Source organism: Bowmanella denitrificans (assembly GCF_039522935.1).
In the GTDB taxonomy this organism is placed as follows: Bacteria; Pseudomonadota; Gammaproteobacteria; order Enterobacterales; family Alteromonadaceae; genus Bowmanella; species Bowmanella denitrificans.
The window spans coordinates 1,023,319-1,041,672 of sequence record NZ_BAAAEI010000006.1 but is presented as its reverse complement, the minus strand read 5'-3'; the positions used below and the strand labels follow the sequence as shown (position 1 = coordinate 1,041,672).

The 18,354-nt window shown below is 52.9% G+C and carries 7 protein-coding genes; 5 read left to right on the top strand and 2 right to left on the bottom strand.

Features of this window, described 5'->3' with window-relative positions:
- Positions 1–10 precede the first annotated feature (10 nt).
- From ABD028_RS07350 to ABD028_RS07335, 4 genes are read left to right on the top strand one after another with little or no spacing between them, the layout of a single operon-like run.
- Positions 11–6,508, top strand: coding sequence for an amino acid adenylation domain-containing protein (locus tag ABD028_RS07350; protein WP_343843586.1), 6,498 nt, complete (start codon positions 11–13; stop codon positions 6,506–6,508).
- Between the two features lie 4 nt (positions 6,509–6,512).
- Positions 6,513–11,036 carry a type I polyketide synthase gene (locus ABD028_RS07345; RefSeq protein ID WP_343843583.1) on the top strand — a complete coding sequence of 1,508 codons (4,524 nt, stop codon included), beginning with the start codon at positions 6,513–6,515 and terminating at the stop codon, positions 11,034–11,036.
- A gap of 2 nt (positions 11,037–11,038) precedes the next feature.
- Positions 11,039–12,712 carry a condensation domain-containing protein gene (locus ABD028_RS07340; RefSeq protein WP_343843581.1) on the top strand — a complete coding sequence of 558 codons (1,674 nt, stop codon included), beginning with the start codon at positions 11,039–11,041 and terminating at the stop codon, positions 12,710–12,712.
- Positions 12,709–13,686, top strand: coding sequence for a hypothetical protein (locus ABD028_RS07335; protein WP_343843579.1), 978 nt, complete (start codon positions 12,709–12,711; stop codon positions 13,684–13,686). The genes ABD028_RS07340 and ABD028_RS07335 overlap by 4 nt, the downstream gene beginning before the upstream one ends.
- On the opposite strand, the gene ABD028_RS07330 is transcribed toward ABD028_RS07335, so the two are convergent.
- Positions 13,669–14,391, bottom strand: a complete 723-nt coding sequence (locus tag ABD028_RS07330) for a 4'-phosphopantetheinyl transferase family protein (RefSeq protein ID WP_343843576.1) — start codon at positions 14,389–14,391, stop codon at positions 13,669–13,671. The genes ABD028_RS07335 and ABD028_RS07330 overlap by 18 nt on opposite strands.
- A complete protein-coding gene (locus ABD028_RS07325) occupies positions 14,388–15,485 on the bottom strand; it encodes an alpha/beta hydrolase family protein (RefSeq protein ID WP_343843573.1) in 1,098 nt (365 codons plus the stop codon). The genes ABD028_RS07330 and ABD028_RS07325 overlap by 4 nt, the downstream gene beginning before the upstream one ends.
- Before the next feature lie 158 nt (positions 15,486–15,643).
- Here ABD028_RS07325 and ABD028_RS07320 point away from each other — a divergent pair, with 158 nt between their 5' ends.
- Positions 15,644–18,049, top strand: a complete 2,406-nt coding sequence (locus ABD028_RS07320) for a penicillin acylase family protein (protein ID WP_343843570.1) — start codon at positions 15,644–15,646, stop codon at positions 18,047–18,049.
- The last annotated feature ends 305 nt before the right edge of the window (positions 18,050–18,354 follow it).

Here is an 18,354-nt window from a genome sequence, read left to right as displayed (position 1 = left end):
AGGTTTTGGTATGACTACATTAGAGACGACATCAAACACGGAAGAGTATCAGTTTGCGCCATCGTCAGCGCAGCAGCGGATGTGGTTGCTGCAGCAACTGAGACCGGATAGCCATCAATACCATATTCCCAAGTTACTCAGGATCAAAGGCTGCCTGGATGTTACGGCCCTGGAACAGGCTGTTAACTACCTTGTGGCACGCCATGAGATCTTACGTACCCGTTTTGTCTATGAAAACGGTGCATTGTATCAGCGTTGTCTGGCGCAATATGCTGTCGGGGTGGACAGGCAGGATGCGGAGCTGTCAAAGCCTGAAGCGGCGATTGCCGAATTTGCCACTGACCAATATCAAAAGCTGTTTGAGTTGTCCCGACTGCCTTTGTTTCGCGTTGCTGTGCTGAAACTCAATGACGCAGACTGGCTGTTGTCAGTGACCATGCATCATATTATCTCTGATGGCTGGTCGGCAGACATATTTGTCAGCGAGCTGGCTCATTGCTATCAAGCCTACCAACAAGGGGAACCGCCCCAACTGCCAGAATTGCCTTTGCAATACGGTGACTATGCACAGTGGCAACAGGACAATCTCAATTCAGAGCGACACAAAGACGACCTGGCATACTGGCGCAAAATGCTGAGCGGTGCGCCTTCACTGGCATTACTTACTGACAAACCCAGGGCCAAGATACAAAGCCTGAAAGGGGCGCTGCAACCCTTTTGCCTGCCCAAGGCATTGGCCGACAGGGCGAGCGCTTTTGCATCTGCCCATGGATTAAGCCGTTTCAGTTTGTATATGACCGCCTTCCAATTGTTGCTATCCAGAATGTGCCGACAGCAGGACATCAGTGTTGGTTTCCCTGTCGCCGGTCGCGATCACCTGGATACTGAAGGATTGATAGGGCTGTTCGTTAATACCCTGGTGTTACGTACCCGCCTGGATCCCAGTCTGAGTTTTAAGGCTCAGGCACGTTTGGTGCAAAAGAGCATATTGGACGCTTTGGAACATCAACATCTGCCATTTGAAAAACTGGTGGACGAACTGGTTGGTGAAAGAGATGTCAGTATCACCCCTTTATTCCAGGTCATGTTCGCTTACCAAAGTGACAGCGCACAAGTGCAGTGGGGAGAATTGGAGGTCGAAACGCTTCCACCATCCATTGACACCAGTAAATTTGATCTGACCTTTTCATTACAGGAAACCGATGGACAAGTGGATGGGGTGATTGAATATTGCCGGGATCTTTTTGAACCTGACAGTATGGAAAAACTGGCGCAATGGTATCAGCAACTGTTAAGCGTTTTACTGGGTAATCTGGAGCGCCCCTGTTCTTCCTTACCTATGCTTGATCCTCAGGCCCAGCAGGCCCTGGTGATGCACACCGAGAAGGTGTTACGCAGACATGAATCCCCTGTGGGGCTGGTGGAATGCTTTGAGCAAAGTGTCGAACGATTCGGGCAAAGAGTGGCCCTTAGCTGTGATGGCCAGACACTGACCTACACCGAGCTTAACCAGCAGGCCAATTTGTTGGCACAGTTGATTCGCACCCGCCAGCAAGCATCAATCAATCCGGCGTCGCCTTCCATTGTGGCGATATGTCTTAGCCCATCGGTTGATTTGTTGGTCAGTATTCTGGCCGTGTTGAAAAGTGGGGCGGCCTATTTGATTTTAGACCCGGCCCATCCCAGTCAGCGTCTGGATTACTATCTGCTGGATGCCAGAGTGTCGCTGCTCATCAGCGACCATCTGCACGCGCCATTGCTGGCAAAACTGGAAAATCATCCAGAATGCATCTGGCTTGATGATGTGTCAGCCGCCGAGGACCAGCATCATTTTAATCCCCCGCTGGCCAGCGATGCAGATTCAATGGCGTATGTCATCTATACCTCTGGTTCAACCGGTCAACCTAAAGGGGTGTGTATCAACCAGGGTAACGTGCTGCGATTATTCAAGGCGACAGAGTCTGATTTTGCCTTTGATCAGCATGACGTATGGACCTTGTTTCACTCCTGTGCGTTTGACTTTTCGGTATGGGAAATGTGGGGAGCCTGGTTGTATGGGGGCAAGCTGGTGGTGGTACCGCCAGCCATCAGCCGAGATCCTGACCGATTCTACCAACTGGTTGCCCAGCAAGGCGTTACGGTACTGAATCAAACCCCGTCGGCCTTTTCTCAGTTTATTGGCAAAGACAGCAAGCTCAGGGCTCAACTGTCCTTGCGATATGTGGTGTTTGGTGGCGAAGCCCTGGATTTCGCCGCCCTTCGTCCGTGGATTGAAGTACATGGCGACTGCGTACCTAAGTTGGTCAATATGTATGGCATTACCGAGACGACGGTACATGTGACTTATCAGGCCATCGACAGGCAAATTATTGAGAAAAGCCATGGCAGCCTGATAGGCAGGCCGATTGAAGACCTGAGTATCTATTTATTGGATGAGCACGCAAATCTGGTACCGCCTGGCGCGGTAGGTGAAATTTATGTGGGCGGCGCTGGCTTGGCGCGGGGCTATCTGTATCGTCCCGAACTGACTTCTCAGCGATTCATTGACAATCCGCTACCTGCCTCCGTTCATCCGCGCCTGTATCGTTCCGGCGACCTGGGCCGTTGCTTGCCTGACGGTAGCTTGCAGTATCTGGGGCGTGCCGATCAACAAGTGAAGATTCGTGGTTTCCGCATTGAGTTGGGCGAAATTGAGGCGGTATTGCAGGGACTGCCGATGGTAGAGTCCGCGAAAGTGGTAGCCAAAAGCCAGGCTGATGGCCTGAATCAGATTGTTGCCTATCTGGTCTGTGGTGAAGCAACACCCACCGTAGAACAGATCCGTGCCGAGGCGGCAAAACGGCTGCCGGATTACATGCTACCTGCCGCTTTCATGATGCTTGATGCCATGCCACTGACCGTTAACGGCAAACTGGATTTGGCGGCCTTACCTGAACCCTCTGGACTGCGTCCCAGGCTGGCCAGCCGTTATCAGGCGCCGGAAAGTGACAAGGAACAGTGCTTATGTGAAATTTGGCAGGCGGTGCTGGGTATTGACCGCATTGGCGTACTGGATAACTTCTTTGCCCTGGGAGGTGACTCACTCAGGGCTGTACAGGTGATTGATCAGGCCAAGCGCCGTGGCCTGCAACTGACAATGATGGGGTTGTTTCAGCATCAAACCGTGCGGGCGCTGGCAGCCGAGCATGGCGCGACCGATGAAGAGCTGGGATATCGTCATACCGCACCATTCAGTCAAGTGAGTGAACAGGACAAAGCCAGTTTGCTGTCAGCCTACCCGGATTTGCAGGATGCCTATCCACTCAGTCAGATGCAGGCGGCCATGTTTTACCATATGGAAATCGCTCCGGACTCCAATGTTTATCACTGTACCGGCACCACGCAGTTTCAACTGAGCCGCCCCTTTGATGCCGGGGCATTTCAGGCCGCGGTTCAGGACACAGTGGATGCTCATGAGGTTTACCGTACCGCCTTTGATTTGCAAAACTTCAGTGAGCCTCTGCAACTGGTGTTGCCCAGTGCCACCCTGCCCACACAGATTGAAGATATCAGCCACTTGTCTTTGGCGGCTCAGAATGAGGTCATTCTGCAACTGCTGGAACAGGAGCGCCAGCATCCTTTTGATCTGAGCAAGCCAACCTTGCTGAGGTTTTTTATTCATCTGCGCTCGCCACGCTGTATCCAGTTCACCATGACAGAGTGCCATCCGGTGTTTGATGGCTGGAGTTATCACTCCATGATCGTCGAGGTCTTCAATCGCTACGAGGCCAGGCTGAGCGGCAAAATGTACCAGCAGGCGCAGGCATGTGACTTCCGTTATGCCGATTTTGTTGCATTGGAACAACGTATTTTAGCGACCGAGGCGCAAACAGCGTTCTGGCGTGCAGAGTTGCAGGACGCGCAGGCGCTGACCCTGCCAAGAATGAAACCCCAGAACGTTAAAAATCAGGTGCCCGATATTCGGCTGCGCAGATTTACCTTGTCTGCCGCTGATTATCAGGGGCTGTGCCGGCTGATGCGTGAGGCCGAAGTACCGATGAAAAGTGTGGCATTGGCCGCGCACATCAAGGTAATGAATATCCTCAGTGGCCAGACCGATATCCTGACGGGCATACCGGCAAACGGCCGACCGGAGGAGATTGGTGGTGACAGGCTGGCAGGGTTGTTTCTAAACACGCTGCCATATCGGTTCAAATTAAAAAAATGCAGTTGGCAGGCGCTTTGTCAGCAGGTGTTTGCTCAGGAAAGAAAGTTACTCCCTTACCGGCGCTATCCTTTTGCCGCCATTCAACGTGATGCCGGCGGGCAAGGGCTGCTGGATGAAGTGCTGTTTAACTATCTGGATTTCCATGTATACAACGAACTGGATCCGGAACTGGGGCTGACGGCCAGTAACCCGTTGGACAAAGAGCAGGTGAATGAAGGCACCAACTTTACCCTGAGTGTGCACTTTCAGCATCTGACACTGACATCCAATCTGCAGCGCAAACAGCTGTCACTGGATATCGATTATGACGCCAATAAGCTCACCGAGCAGCAGGCCGATTTACTGGCAGATACCTACAATGCGGTATTGTCTGCCATGGCACGTCAGCCGGGGGCCCTGCACCTGGATAGCGAACTTGTGCCCCGCCAGTGGCAGGCGCCCAGTATGGAGCAGGATTATCCGGACGTTCCCGATATCCTGGCCTTATATCATGCGCAGCGACAACTATCGGCAGATACGCCGGTTATTCTGGAAGCCGACAAGCGTTTAAGTTTGTCCGAACTGGAAACCCAATCCAATCGACTGGCCAATTTTTTGCTGGCCCAGGGCGTCGCCAAGGGCCAATACATTGGTTTGATGTTACCCAGAGGCACGGCATTTATTGTCACCATGCTGGCCATCGTAAAAACCGGGGCCGCCTATCTTCCCCTTGACCCAGATGAACCCGATGCCAGGTTGCAAAGCATACTGACACAAAGTGCTGCGTCTTTTGTGTTGTCACATTCAAGTCATTGGCCAGCAGAAAGGTTGACGGTACTGGCTGGCAGCACCTTGTGCTGTGTGGACGAAAAAGTCTCTGTAATTAGCGCTTACAGCAAGGATGACCCTGGTATCCGGCGGACGGCAGAAGATCCGTTGTATCTGATGTTTACCTCTGGTTCCAGCGGTCATCCCAAAGGGGTGATCATTCCAGACCGAGGGGTGGTCAGGTTACTGCATGAAGCGGATTATGTACCACTGAATCATCAAAGCAGAATACTCCATCTGGCACCGGTGACCTTTGATGCTGCAACCTTTGAAATTTGGTCGGCATTACTCTGTGGTTGTCAGTTGGCCATTTATCCGCCTGCCGTACCTAGCATTGCATTAATATCCCAATACATCCGCGAGTTTGGCATTACTACGGCGTTTTTTACCACGTCTTTATTTAATACCTTGGTGGATGAAGACGCTGAGGTCTTAGCCGGCATGCAACATGTGTTGATCGGTGGTGAGGCTTGCTCCACTGAGCATGTTATGCGTTGCCAACAACGGTTGCCCGATGTGCAACTGCACAACGCCTATGGCCCCACCGAATGCACCACCTTTGCCCTGACCCATGCTATTGCGCCACTGTCAGGTGATCAGACTAACGGTATTCCTATTGGTCTGCCAATCAATCGTACCTGGGCCAAGGTTTTGGATCCACTAGTCCAGGAGGTGCCGGTGGGCACACCGGGTGAACTGTATCTGGGCGGTGATGGCCTGGCGCTGGGGTATCTGCATCAGGAGGCGTTAACCAACCAGCGATTTGTCAAACTGGCAGGTAGGCGCTGGTATCGCACTGGTGATCAGGTTTGCTGGCTGACCACCGGCGAATTGCAGTTTGTCGGACGTCTGGATGCGCAGGTTAAAATCCGCGGTTTCCGTATTGAACCGGGAGAAGTGGAAGCGGTACTGCAGAAAATAGAAGGTGTTGCGCAGGCGGTTGTGGATGTGCAAGGCAGCGGAGCCAACCGCCACCTTGTGGCTTACTGTGTTGGCAAATATGACCAGTCATTGGCGGAAGACTGGCTGCGTGGCAAGCTGGCTGAAAAGTTACCGCGTTATATGCTGCCGCAGCATTTTGTGGCTATGTCTAACCTGCCGCTGAATGTGAATGGCAAAGTTGACCGACAAAAATTGCCCGCACCTGTCATTCTGGAGCAACAGGATGACAATCTGCCTTTATCAAATCTGGCCGCCCAAGTACTGCAAACCTGGCAATCCCTGCTGGGGCGTGAGGATATCGGTTGCAAAGACAACTTCTTTGATGTGGGCGGACACTCCCTGCTGTTGATGCGACTACTGCAACAGCTACGACGACAAGGTCTGACACTGAGCATGCTGGACTTGCTTGAACACCCTAGTGTCGATGCGCTTTGTCAGTATTTACAAGGTAGTGAAGCCGAGTTTTGTGCTCAGACTGATGTACGACATGGCCGCAACCGCCTCAAAAATCAAGCCTCGCAGCGCCGTTCTGGTGTTTTGTTAAAGGAATAAAGAGATGGATATGGATACTGAATTGGATATTGCCATTACCGGCCTGGCCTGCCGCTTCCCCGATGCCAGTGATGCGCAGACGTTTTGGCGTAATATTTTCGAAGGGCATGAATCCATCAGGACACTCAGCGATGAAGAGCTACAGGAAGCTGGCATAGATAAGGCTGTGCTGGCGGATCCTGATTATGTCAACAGCGGTTCCTTTCTGGATGATATCGATCAGTTCGACGCAGCGCTTTTTGGCTACTCAGCAAAAGAAGCCGATTTGATGGATCCCCAGCATCGGTTGTTTTTGCAGACCGCCTGGGAAGCCTTGGAAAGCTGTGGCCATGCTCCGGACAATACCCCATTGCGTATTGGCGTGTATGCTGGCTGTTCAGGTAGCTCATACCTGAGCGATGCGCTCAGCGGACAGGGCCTGTCCGCTGAACAGATCCGGGACCTTTGTTATGAAAACAACTCGGATCTGATGGCCAGTCGGGTGGCGTACAAGCTCAATCTGAAAGGGCCTGCGGTGACATTGGGCACGGCCTGCTCAACCTCTCTGGTGGTAATACACCAGGCTTGCCAGGCGCTTATTGCCGGTGAGTGCGATATGGCGATTGCGGGTGCAGCGAGAGTGAGTGTGCCGCAAAAGAGTGGTTATCATTATGCCCAGGGCGGCATATTGTCGCGTGACGGCAAGTGCCGAGCCTTTGATGCCGGTGCTTCCGGCACTATTTCTGGCAGCGGTGCCGGTGCCATTATCCTTCGTCCGCTGGATCAGGCGCTGATGGATGGCGACCCAATTTTTGCGGTGATCAAAGGCTCTGCTATCAACAATGACGGCGCGCGTAAACTGGGATTTACTGCGCCTTCCGTGGACGGACAGGCCGATGTGATCACCCAGGCCCTGAATGCGGCAAATGTGCAGCCGCAAAGTATTGGCTATGTTGAAGCCCATGGCACGGCTACCGCGCTGGGCGACCCTATTGAAGTGAAGGCGCTGACCAAGGCTTACCGGCAATACACCGCTGAAACCGGGTTTTGTGCCATAGGCTCGGTAAAAGCCAATATCGGACACCTGGATACTGCGGCTGGTATGGCGGGCATTATCAAGCTGTGTGGCGCGTTTGCACGTAAACAGTTACCGCCCAGTATCAATTATTCCCGTGCTAACCCTGAAATCGATTTTGCTTCGTCACCGTTTTTTGTGAATACCCAGCCTGGTGATTGGGAAAGGGTTCCCCGTCGGGCGGCGGCCAGTGCCTTTGGCATTGGCGGCACCAATGCGCACGTGATTCTGCAGGAACCCCCTGTGCAGGAGAGCTCAGCCTGGGCCAGACATGTGCAGCTGTTGTGTTTTTCTGCTAACAGTCAGTCCGCGCTGCAGGAAAATATGGCCCGCTTTGCTCGGCATCTGGCTGAGCACAAACCACTGTCATTGCCGGATGCGGCTTACACCTTACATGTGGGGCGAACCCTGCTGCCTTATCGCGCCAGTCTAACCGCTGCAGATGTGAATCAGGCGCTGCAAAAACTCAATGAACCCGGCATGCGAGACATTCAGCGCACCTTGTCTAAGCAAAGTCACAGCAAACTGGCAATGATGTTTTCCGGTCAGGGCGCCCAATATGTCTCGATGGGGGCAAGTTTGTATGACACTGAACCCGAATTCAGGGCCATTCTTGATCAATGCGCGCGCCTCGCCGCCCCGCATTTGCAGGGCTACGATCTGCTCACCCTGATGTTTGATAAAACGTCGGAAAATGCAGAACGACTGACCGATACAGCTTTTGCCCAGCCTTGCTTATTTGCGCTGGAGTACGCCCTGGCTATGTTCTTACAAAGCCTTGGCGTTAAGGCGCAAACCTTTATCGGTCACAGTCTGGGGGAATATGTCGCGGCTTGTCTGTGCGGTGTATTTACGTTGTCGCAAGCCATTGAACTGGTTTGTTTGCGAGGCCGCCTGATGGCAAAAATGGCACCTGGCCGTATGCTGGCGGTGCAGGCCGATGAGCACTTCTTACTCCCCTTTTGTTGCGCAGATGTGGTGATTGCTGCCCGCAACAGCCCGGCTTCACTGGTGCTGGCCGGGCCGGCTCCTGCCCTGGAAGAGGTTGCTGAGCGTCTGCAACAACAGGACGTGGATTGTCGCTGGCTAAAAACCTCCCATGCCTTTCATTCACCCATGATGGAGCCTTGTCTGGCCGAGTATGGCGCCGCTCTGGATAGTATGACGCTGTGCCCGCCAACCCGACCCTTTATTTCCAATTTGAGCGGTCAGTGGGCGTCCCCGAGAGATGTCTGTCAATCTGCTTACTGGACGGCCCACCTGCGTCACAGTGTCAATTTCAGCCAGGGAGTGGCTACCTTGCTGGCGGAAGGCTATCAGTTGCTGGAGGTGGGACCGGGTAAAGCCTTGGCGACATTGGCAGCCATGCAACTGGAACCGGGTGCTGGCACGGTGCCATATTGTCTGCCTGGAGCCAAGGAACAAGTGTCGGATTTTGAACAAATCGCCAGTGCAGTCGGCGCGTTGTGGCGACACGGCGTTAATGTTGACTGGTCGCGCTTTTATCAGGGGCAGCAACGTCGCCGGGTAGCCCTGCCGACCTATGCTTTTGAACAAGGCCGATACTGGCTGCGGCGCAGTGCCTCAAATTCAGTGCGCAATGAGCATAGTCGTCAACCACTGCATAACTGGTTTTATCGCGCCACCTGGCAACGCAACGAGTTGCCGCCGGCGTCTGCCAGGCTGGATGGCGATATCCTTTGTCTGGTCGATACCCCCAGACGCTGGCAGGGGCTGCTGGACAATCTGGTGAGCCAGGGACTGCGCGTTACCTTGGTGTACAGTGGCAGGGCATTTAGCCAAAAAGGGCAATCTCTTTTCAGTATTAATCCAGGCCACTATGGGGATTTTGAGGCCTTATCTGCTGAACTGGTACGCCAGGGGCGTGTTCCTTCAATGATCCTGCACACCTGGGCCTTTGGTCGCCAGTCAGGGCAGGCGCAGTTACAGGATCATACCTTCCATAGTTTGTTGTATCTGGCCAAAGCACTCAGCAGTCATGCAGCAGAACAGAAAATGGCCATGTTGATTCTGACCCGTCAGCTTTTTGCGCCGGATGGCCACGAGCCCTGTGACGCTTCTCAGGCATTGGTGCTTGGCCCTTGTCGGGTCATTGCCAGGGAGTTTGATATGCTGTCCTGTCGGGTGCTGGATTTACCCGGTGAGCGGGCGATGGCAGAACATTCCAACCGACAGGCCGTGGTGCGCGAGTTACTGCATTGGCAAACGCAAAACTGGGCACAGTGTCCCCATGTCGCCATCCGTCAGGCAAAGCGCTATATGGAGGAATATCAAGCGGTTAACCTGCAGCCGGTGGATAACCAAAGCCCCTATCGTCAGGGGGGCTGCTACCTTATCAGTGGCGGCTTCGGCGGCATTGGTGCCACATTGGCCAGACATTTATGTAAAGCCTATCAGGCCAAAGTGATCCTGCTAAGTCGACGCGCACTGCCGCCACAGAGCAAATGGCAAAGCTGGCTGGACAGTCATGACGAACAGGAGTCTATTACCCGAAATATCCGCCTGATGCAGGAATTACGCGAGTCGGGGGGGCATCCGGTGGCAGTGGATGTGGATGTGTCCGACTTTAAAGCGCTCAAAAAGGCCATGGGTGTCGTAGTCCGGCAGACCGGGCCGGTGCATGGCATTTTTCACAGTGCCGGTATTGCCGACGGGGCGTTGATCCAATCCCGTCAAGCGCTGGAATCACAGCAGGTGTTCAGCGCTAAAGTGATGGGTAGCCAGGCGCTACTGACCCTGTTTCGCAACAGCACACTGGATTTTTTTGTACTCTGTTCTTCACTGTCGGCTCAGATTGGTCCTGTCGGACAGGTTGCCTATTGTGCTGCAAACGCCTATCAGCAAGTGTTAGCGCAACAATACGCGGCACAGTTACCGATAAAGAGTATTGGTTGGGATTCCTGGCGTGAGGTCGGCATGGCGGTAGACAGTCTGCGTGCTCAGCGCGGTGATAAAGAAGATGCACTGGAAGCCATTCGCCACGGCATACTGCCCGAGGAAGGGATAGAGGTGGTTCAGCGTGTTCTGGCCTATGACTATCCGGATGTTGCCATTTCAACCCGGCCATTAGCACAGGTATATGCAGGACAGGACAGTGCCGAGTCCCGTGCGGATGATGAAGACGTTCACAGCCAGTATCACGGACGTCCAGATTTGGCGTCTGAATTTCAGGCACCGGCGGGGGAGCTACAAGAGCGCCTTGCCCGTCTGTGGCAGGATCGATTCGGCATCGCGCCCATTGGTGTCAAAGATGATTTTTTTGAGCTGCATGGACATTCACTGATGGCCGTGCAAATCGTTACTGACATCAAGCGGCACTTTGCCGTGACGTTACCATCAGGCGTGCTGTACGAGCATCCTACTATCGCTTCGCTGGCCCTATTGTTGGAGCAGCGTCTGGCCGCCCAGGGTGACGGTGTAACGTCAGTGAACAAAACCACTATCAGGTTATAGGCATGCATATGGTGGCATTCAATGCGTTACTTGATGAGTTGTCGCAGCGCCAGATCCGTGTCTGGCTGGAAGGCGATGAATTGATGGTAGAGGGACCAGAGCAGGCACTGGACAACAGCATAAGGGACAGGCTCAGCCAGCATAAAACGCAACTGAAGCAATTTCTGCAGGATGAGCAACACCCATTGCTGCAACCGGCAGGCAGCTTTCCCTTAAGTCATGCTCAGTTATGTTTCTGGTTTGTCTATTTCATGATGGGGGAAACAGCCAACAACCTGTCACGGCTAATTATACATGGACCGCCTCAGCATGCCTTGCTGGAGCGTTGTATCAGCAACATTGTGGCTGCCAATGACAGCCTGAGAGTTCGCATCGGCAGCCTTATTGCCAGGCAAAAAGTTCAGACCTTTCCACCTTTCTGCTTACCTTTTAATGACTTACGCCATATGGAAGAAGCAGAGCAGGAGGCCTTTGTGCAGCAACTGGTCAGCGACTTTATGCGGCCTTTTGATCTGAGTAAACCGCCGTTGCTGCGAAGTCACCTTGTGCAACTGACAGATAATCAATCTCTGCTGCTGTGCAGTTTTGCCCACATCATTCTTGATGGCGCCGGGTTGTACTTGTTTGAACAACAACTGATGTCAGCATACCGCCAGGCGCTGACTGGACAAGCCAGTGTGCAGAAACGTCCATTGCAGATTGCCACGGCGGTGGCCAGGGAACGCCGCGCCGCACAGTGCAGTTTCGCCAGCCAATCGTCATTCTGGCAGGCTCGTCTGGATGGCTTTTCCCGCACTATCTGGCCGCTGACGCACTTAGCGGACAAAGGGCCGTCAGAGCATTTTGATCGCAACGTCAAACTAACTCAGGACATGATGCAATACCTGCATGAGTTGTCTGTCAGCAGTCGCTGTTCCATACAGATGTTGCTGGTGGCTGTGGTCGCTCATGCGGTGGGGCAGGTCACGCAGCAACCAAGGGTATTGCTTAACTCTGTTCTTGAGAACCGCGTTGCTGATGGCTCGCGCACTTTACTGGCGCCTTGCCTGTATCAGTTGCCTGTGCCATTGCATCTGGGGGGAGAAATAGAAGGGTTACTGGAACAGGTTAAGAAACACAATGTTGAAGCTATGGACAAGCTAGACATTCCTTTTAGCGTGCCCTTGGGGATGGTAGCCCGCCAACGCTGGCGCGGCAAATACAATGGCTGGCTTGCCGGGATGATCATGCGCCTGAGTCGTGCTCTTGCCAAATTGATGCCGGTCGCCAACCTGTATCCAAGTTATTGGGCCGATTATTTGTTCACGCTCAATCCGCCGTTTAACGATCCGACACTGCCGCGCGGTTACCGACGTAAGAAGGTGGCCGATCCCATCATCAACGTCAATATGCTGCAAAGTGTCTACCAGCCACAAAGTGGTGAGGAAAAGCAAATCATCGAAGTATTAACCGACAAACACCGTTTTTTGCCTGCTCAGGCCCTGGATGGCGAATGGGAGGACGAAACCATTAATTTCTATATTGTTGCCGATGGCGTGGAGGGAACCATGTTTCGTATTACCTGTAGTTGCCTCAGCCCATTGGGGATAGATGCCCTGGAACGTCAGCTGAACCAGAGTCTGGCGCTTTTGCTGCGACCTCAATCTTCTTCTAATTCTTGTATAGGTGGTTTATGACGTTTTCCTGTGATGAAGTGCACATTGAAGCCATGATCAATGCGCTGGTCAGGATGGTGCTCGAATTTGTGGTGCTGTTCGTGGTGTATTTCTGGTTATTGGGCCAAAACACCAACCTGGATACCAGTTGGCTATTCTTTGCCACGTTTTATGCTTTGTCTGTGTTTGTGGTGCCGGTGCAGGTGCAATATGAACTGGCAGGAAAATATGCACAGCGCTGGTTAATAGCGGCCAATCCGGCAACTCACACCCATAGCGGGGAGATCAACTTATGGCGGATATTGCTGCCGTACTCTCTGCCACTGGCCATGATTGGGGCAACGGGACTGGCCCTTTTTCAGGTGTGGTTTTTCACTCCGACCTGGCTGGTCATTGCTGTTCTGGCCGCTGCATCATTGCTGACTGTATTGCCGCTGGTGGTCTTGTTAAACCGCAAATACCTTAAGCCCTTGTATCAAAGTACCGTTTCCCCTTCAGCCAATAGCCCGACGTTAAAAGATAACCATGAGGAGTATTATTTTACCCACCACGTGTTTCCCTGGCTTCCGGTCACCCTGATAACCAGTATTTTGATTCTGTACAAAATGTCTGAAGAAAGCCTGTTCAGCGCTGGAAGGCTGGATATCCTGCAGTCTGCCCTTTTTGTCGGAAGTACCTGCTATATCAGTTGTTTATGGATGTGCTATGAGTCAGTTAGTCAAACCAGGGTGGATTTGAAACTGGGCCGTTTTAAAGGTAATAGCGAGGACAGTATTAACAGTACGGAGCTGCTTTTTTTGATTCATTTGCTGGTGGTCGCTGCCATCGGAATTACTTACATATTGGGGTACTGGCTGTGGCCACAAGGTTTCTCTCAGCTTTACCTGATCATCATTGGTGCATTGTTGGTATGTCTGTGCGGCGCCGGTGCCAATATACTGGGTGTTACCTGGGCCTGCAGCACCAGACAAGCTCAGTTAAATGAAGACGCCTGAAGTAGCCTTATGGCTACGCGATTGAATCAACAATGACAGGATATGTGTATTTTCATTCAGACTTTGCACCCATAACGACTGTCCACGTTGATAGTCAGGGTGCAGGTTTTTATTCAGTACAAAACCCAGATACTCGCCCTCAATACAGCGCAGGCTGACTGCTTCAAAGCCAAAGTACGCCTGTACATAGGGGTAGAGCGCTTTGAATATGGCTTCTTTGGCGGAAAATACCCGGGTGACAAAAAGGGCGGTATCCAGCTTCTGCCCGGACAATAAGACCTGTTCCTCTCGGGTCAGTACCTGAGCGGCAATATCATCGGCTGTGTCAGGTGACAAATGTTGTTCAAGATCAATGCCCAGTGCCACGATGCTGGGGGAGGCCGAACAAATACAAAGAGCGTTCTGATCGGTGTGGGTGATGGATCCTCGTATACCCTCTGGCCAGCAAGGACTGCGGTGTGAACCAATGGATATCCAGGTCTGTTGTGTGCCTAACTTTTCAAGACAAGTCCTGGCACATAGTCGCCCAGCCAGGAACTCGGCCTGGCGTTTGGCTACCGCCTGCTGACCAGGTTGTGCTGACGGGGGCAGCATTTGCATCATTTGTGGTTGATAGTCTGCCAACGAAAATTGACAGCGAAATCCGATAACATCTGGCGTCGCCACATGCAGTGGCTGCATATGGCGAATAAAGCGGTTAATCATTTTTTACGGCATTCAGTGGCTGGAGAAGCAAACTGCTGTGCAGCCCATTGGCTGATATCTGTCAGTACGCCATCCACGAAGAAATGTTGTCCCGTCAGTTGAATCAGTGCATAGGTGGCCAGCCCCGGACTTTGCTGATTTAACCAATTGGCTTTGGTCATTGAATGGGTTGCCTGCGGGTAGACTTTGGCCTGATAACACTGAGCTGGCAGCGCCGAAAAAATATCCGCATAAGTGGTTTGACTGTTGTTGATGTCAACATTCAGATCGGCCTGGCCAAAAACCGCCAGGACCGGCAGGTGCAATGCTTTGAGATCCTGTGAAGCATCAGATTGCCAATTGACGCGGACAAAGTCATAGCGTGATTTGTCCAGCAGTTTGTCATCCTTATCGGCATGCTGGCTGAACAGTTGTTGATATTGCGCATAATCGGCGTTTTGTTGCAGGGCCTCGGTCACCAGTGACACGTCTGCCTGTTGGTTTTCCAGGCGTTTTTGCCGATGATACTGGCCTTGCTGCTCCCAGTTTATGGCGGTAGATACCAGTATCATAAACTGCAGCTTGTGCTGGTCAGGTGCCAATTTGGGTAGCACCCAACCGGCCTGGCTGAATCCAATCACGCCTACATGCTCTGCCTGCACTTTGTCCTGATGTTGCTTGAGGGCATCGATGGCGGCCAGCACTTCATTGGCCCGGTCCTGCATGCTCTGTGCTAACCAGTCTCCACTTGAGCCCCCGACACCGGGTTTATCCCAGGCAAAGGCGGCAATGCCCTGCTGTGCCAGCGCCTGCCAATAGGGGCGATAGTAGCCTTGGGCATCGAATGGTAAGGCACCGTCCCCATGTACAAACAGGATAACCGGAAAGGGCCCCTGGCCCTGAGTGGGCAGAATTAGCGTGCCATACAACTCGTCCTGCTTTGAATGGAATCGGACGCGCTCCTGGGTGTAATCCGGCGCCAAACCGCAGGCCGCCATCGCTAACAATAGCGCCAGGCCAAGACAAACACGGCAAATCCTTGTCATGCGTATGCATCCTTGTTCTTGTTGCAGCGAATCTGCCAGCAGCTTATCCAGTTGTACCTGGGCTGACAAGCATATGCCTTAACTATTCCCGCTGTGTCAGCAGCGTATGCCGCCAAGACCGCACCTCTGTGCTGCAATAGCGACAAACGCTGACATAGCCTTGCACATATAGACCACAGCCCACGGGTAACATGGTGCATGACATTATGTTGATAAAGGAGATAAACATGACAAAGACAGTTGCAGGTTGCGCCTGGTTGCTCGCTTTGACGGTCTGGGGAGCGACGGCCCAGGAGACGACCCTCAATCTGGAAGGGTTAAAACAGCAAGCCGGGATCAGGATTGATAACTGGGGGATTGCCCATATTCAGGCACAAAGCCAGGAGGATGCGTTTTTTGTACAGGGTTTCAATGTGGCCCGCGACAGACTCTGGCAACTGGACTTGTGGCGTAGAAAAGGACTGGGAAAGTTGTCTGCCGTGTTTGGTGCTGATTTTGTTGAAATGGACCGCGCCTCCCGACTGTTTCTGTTTCGCGGAGATATTCACCAGGAATGGCAGTACTATGGACAGGACAGTCAAATGATACTACAGCGTTTTGTGCAAGGGATTAACGCCTATATCAGTCTGATTCATAGCGAACAGCAACCCTTGCCCAAAGAGTTTCAATGGCTGGGATACATGCCAGAGCCATGGCAGGCAGAGGATATCCTTAAAATCCGCAGCCATGGACTGTCGCGCAACCTTAGCAGTGAGGTGACCCGGGCGCTGACCCTGAACCAACTCGGTAATGAGGCAGAATCGCTACGGCAAAAATTGACCCCGGCGCATAGTCTGCAAATACCTCAGGGCCGTGATTATCAGCATCTGAGCGCCGAGGTATTACGCGACTACCAATTGGCCACTGGTGCGGTCCGATTCAGTCGCGAGGACGCCACGGACCCAGCCACATTTCGCCGTCAACTGCTAACGCAACTACGTGATGTACAAAGCTTGCCATTACAACGGCATCTGGGCAGCAATGCCTGGGCGCTTGCACCGCAAAAAAGCCATACTGGGCGGGCCATACTGGCCAGCGATCCACACCGGGTGAATACCCTGCCTTCCGGTCGTTATGCGGTGCACATTAAAGCCCCTGGTTTAGATGTGATTGGCGCTGGTGAGCCTTACATCCCTGGTATTTCGGTGGGACACAATGGCCAAATTGCGTTTGGTTTTACGATTTTTTCTGCGGATCAGGAAGACCTTTACCACTATGTTACTGACGAGGCCAAACGCTACCGCTACCGGGGGGGCTGGCGGTCACTTAAGGTAATCCGCGAACAGATAGAGATCAAAGATGCGGATGCGATGGAGGTTGAGCTTGCCTATACCCGCCATGGCCCGGTTATTTATCACGACCAGGCCAACAACCAGCTCTATGCGGTGCGGGCTGCCTGGTTGCAAGCGGGAATGGTGCCTTATCTTGGCAGTTTGCATTATCAACGGGCAGACAACATACAGCAGTATCTGCAGGCCCTGCGACATTTTGCGAATCCGGCAGAGAACCATGTTTATGCCGATGTACAGGGTAACATTGGCAGACGCAGCGCTGGTCGGGTGCCTTTACGGCTAAACTGGGATGGCTTGCTACCGGTGCCGGGGGAAGGGCGTTATGAATGGCTTGGACATATTCCTCATTTCCTGTTGCCCTGGCAGCATAACCCTAAAAAGGGCTGGGTCGCGTCTGCCAATGAGATGAACTTGCCCGCACATTATCCCTTACATCTGGGTTATGAGTGGCCAGGCCCACACCGTTATGATCGATTGGCAGAAAAGCTCTCGGCACCCGGAAAGTTCAGCTTGCAGGACATGGCATCATTGCAAAATGATCAACTGTCATTGCCAGCCAGGCGCATATTGGCATTGTACGATAGTGATGACTTCATCAATGCCGTGGCCAGACAGCGCTGGCAACAGATGCGAGACTGGGATAAGCATTTGAACCCGGACAGTCCTATTGCTGCATTTTTCGAACTGTGGTGGAACCGGCATATGCGCCCCGCCATGATAGGGCAACTGGTTGGGCAGGAATCCTTTGAGCTGCTGGCCGATTTGTCCTCGGTAGGCGATCAGGAACAGTTGCTTGATATGCTTGAACTGGCCGCCAGTGGGCAAGGGCAGATTCCCCCGGCACTGGTCCTGGCGTGGTTGTCTCAGAGTCTGCAATCGGCTCATCAATACATGCTCAATAGCGGACTGGAAAATGTGACTTGGGGGCAGCTGCATGGTGCCGATTTTACCCATCCCATCAGTCCTCTGTTGCCCCCTGAATTGCAGGATTGGGTGAATGTCGGTCCTGTCAGGGCGCTGGGAGGTTCGGGTGATACGGTCAGAGCGAATATGCACGCGGTCAATTATACCGGCAATTTTAATACCGTACTGGGGCCGTCCTGGAGCATGGTGGTGGACGTGGGTCAGTGGGACAATAGCCTGATGATTAACAGTCCGGGCCAATCAGGCAATATCGACAGTCCATTCTACCGGGATCTGTTTGAACCTTGGGCGAGCGGGCAAAAGGTGCCACTGCTCTATTCTGATGCCGCCGTGGCACAGCATACGCAGCAGGTGCTCAGGCTGTTACCGTCTGAGTAGTTTCTAGCTAACAGCCGCCAAAAAATGGCGGCTTTCCCTCATTTTGCCCCCCTTGTGACAAGGCCATGAAGTATTGTCAGCAATAGTCAGTTCATCACTTAACGCTAACGAATGTCAGTCGCATAGCGGCCAGCGAAGGAATTATCGACGTACAATTCCTGACTTTTGTTCAACAAAAATCGGTTTTGTAAGGGATTGTGCGAATTTCAACCTGTGGGATTTTTTTGTTGCTAGGATGGCGTCGCTAGTTTCAAGGGCGGGAATTAAGGTTTGGGCGGAGTGATACAAACCGTCCCGTCGTACCA

Bases quoted from the DNA above. Each gene is read 5' to 3' on its own strand.
- ABD028_RS07320 (WP_343843570.1), top strand. From the start codon at position 15,644: ATGACAAAGACAGTTGCAGGTTGCGCCTGGTTGCTCGCTTTGACGGTC.
- ABD028_RS07345 (WP_343843583.1), top strand. From the start codon at position 6,513: ATGGATATGGATACTGAATTGGATATTGCCATTACCGGCCTGGCCTGC.
- ABD028_RS07340 (WP_343843581.1), top strand. From the start codon at position 11,039: ATGCATATGGTGGCATTCAATGCGTTACTTGATGAGTTGTCGCAGCGC.
- ABD028_RS07330 (WP_343843576.1), bottom strand. From the start codon at position 14,391: ATGATTAACCGCTTTATTCGCCATATGCAGCCACTGCATGTGGCGACG.
- ABD028_RS07350 (WP_343843586.1), top strand. From the start codon at position 11: ATGACTACATTAGAGACGACATCAAACACGGAAGAGTATCAGTTTGCG.
- ABD028_RS07335 (WP_343843579.1), top strand. From the start codon at position 12,709: ATGACGTTTTCCTGTGATGAAGTGCACATTGAAGCCATGATCAATGCG.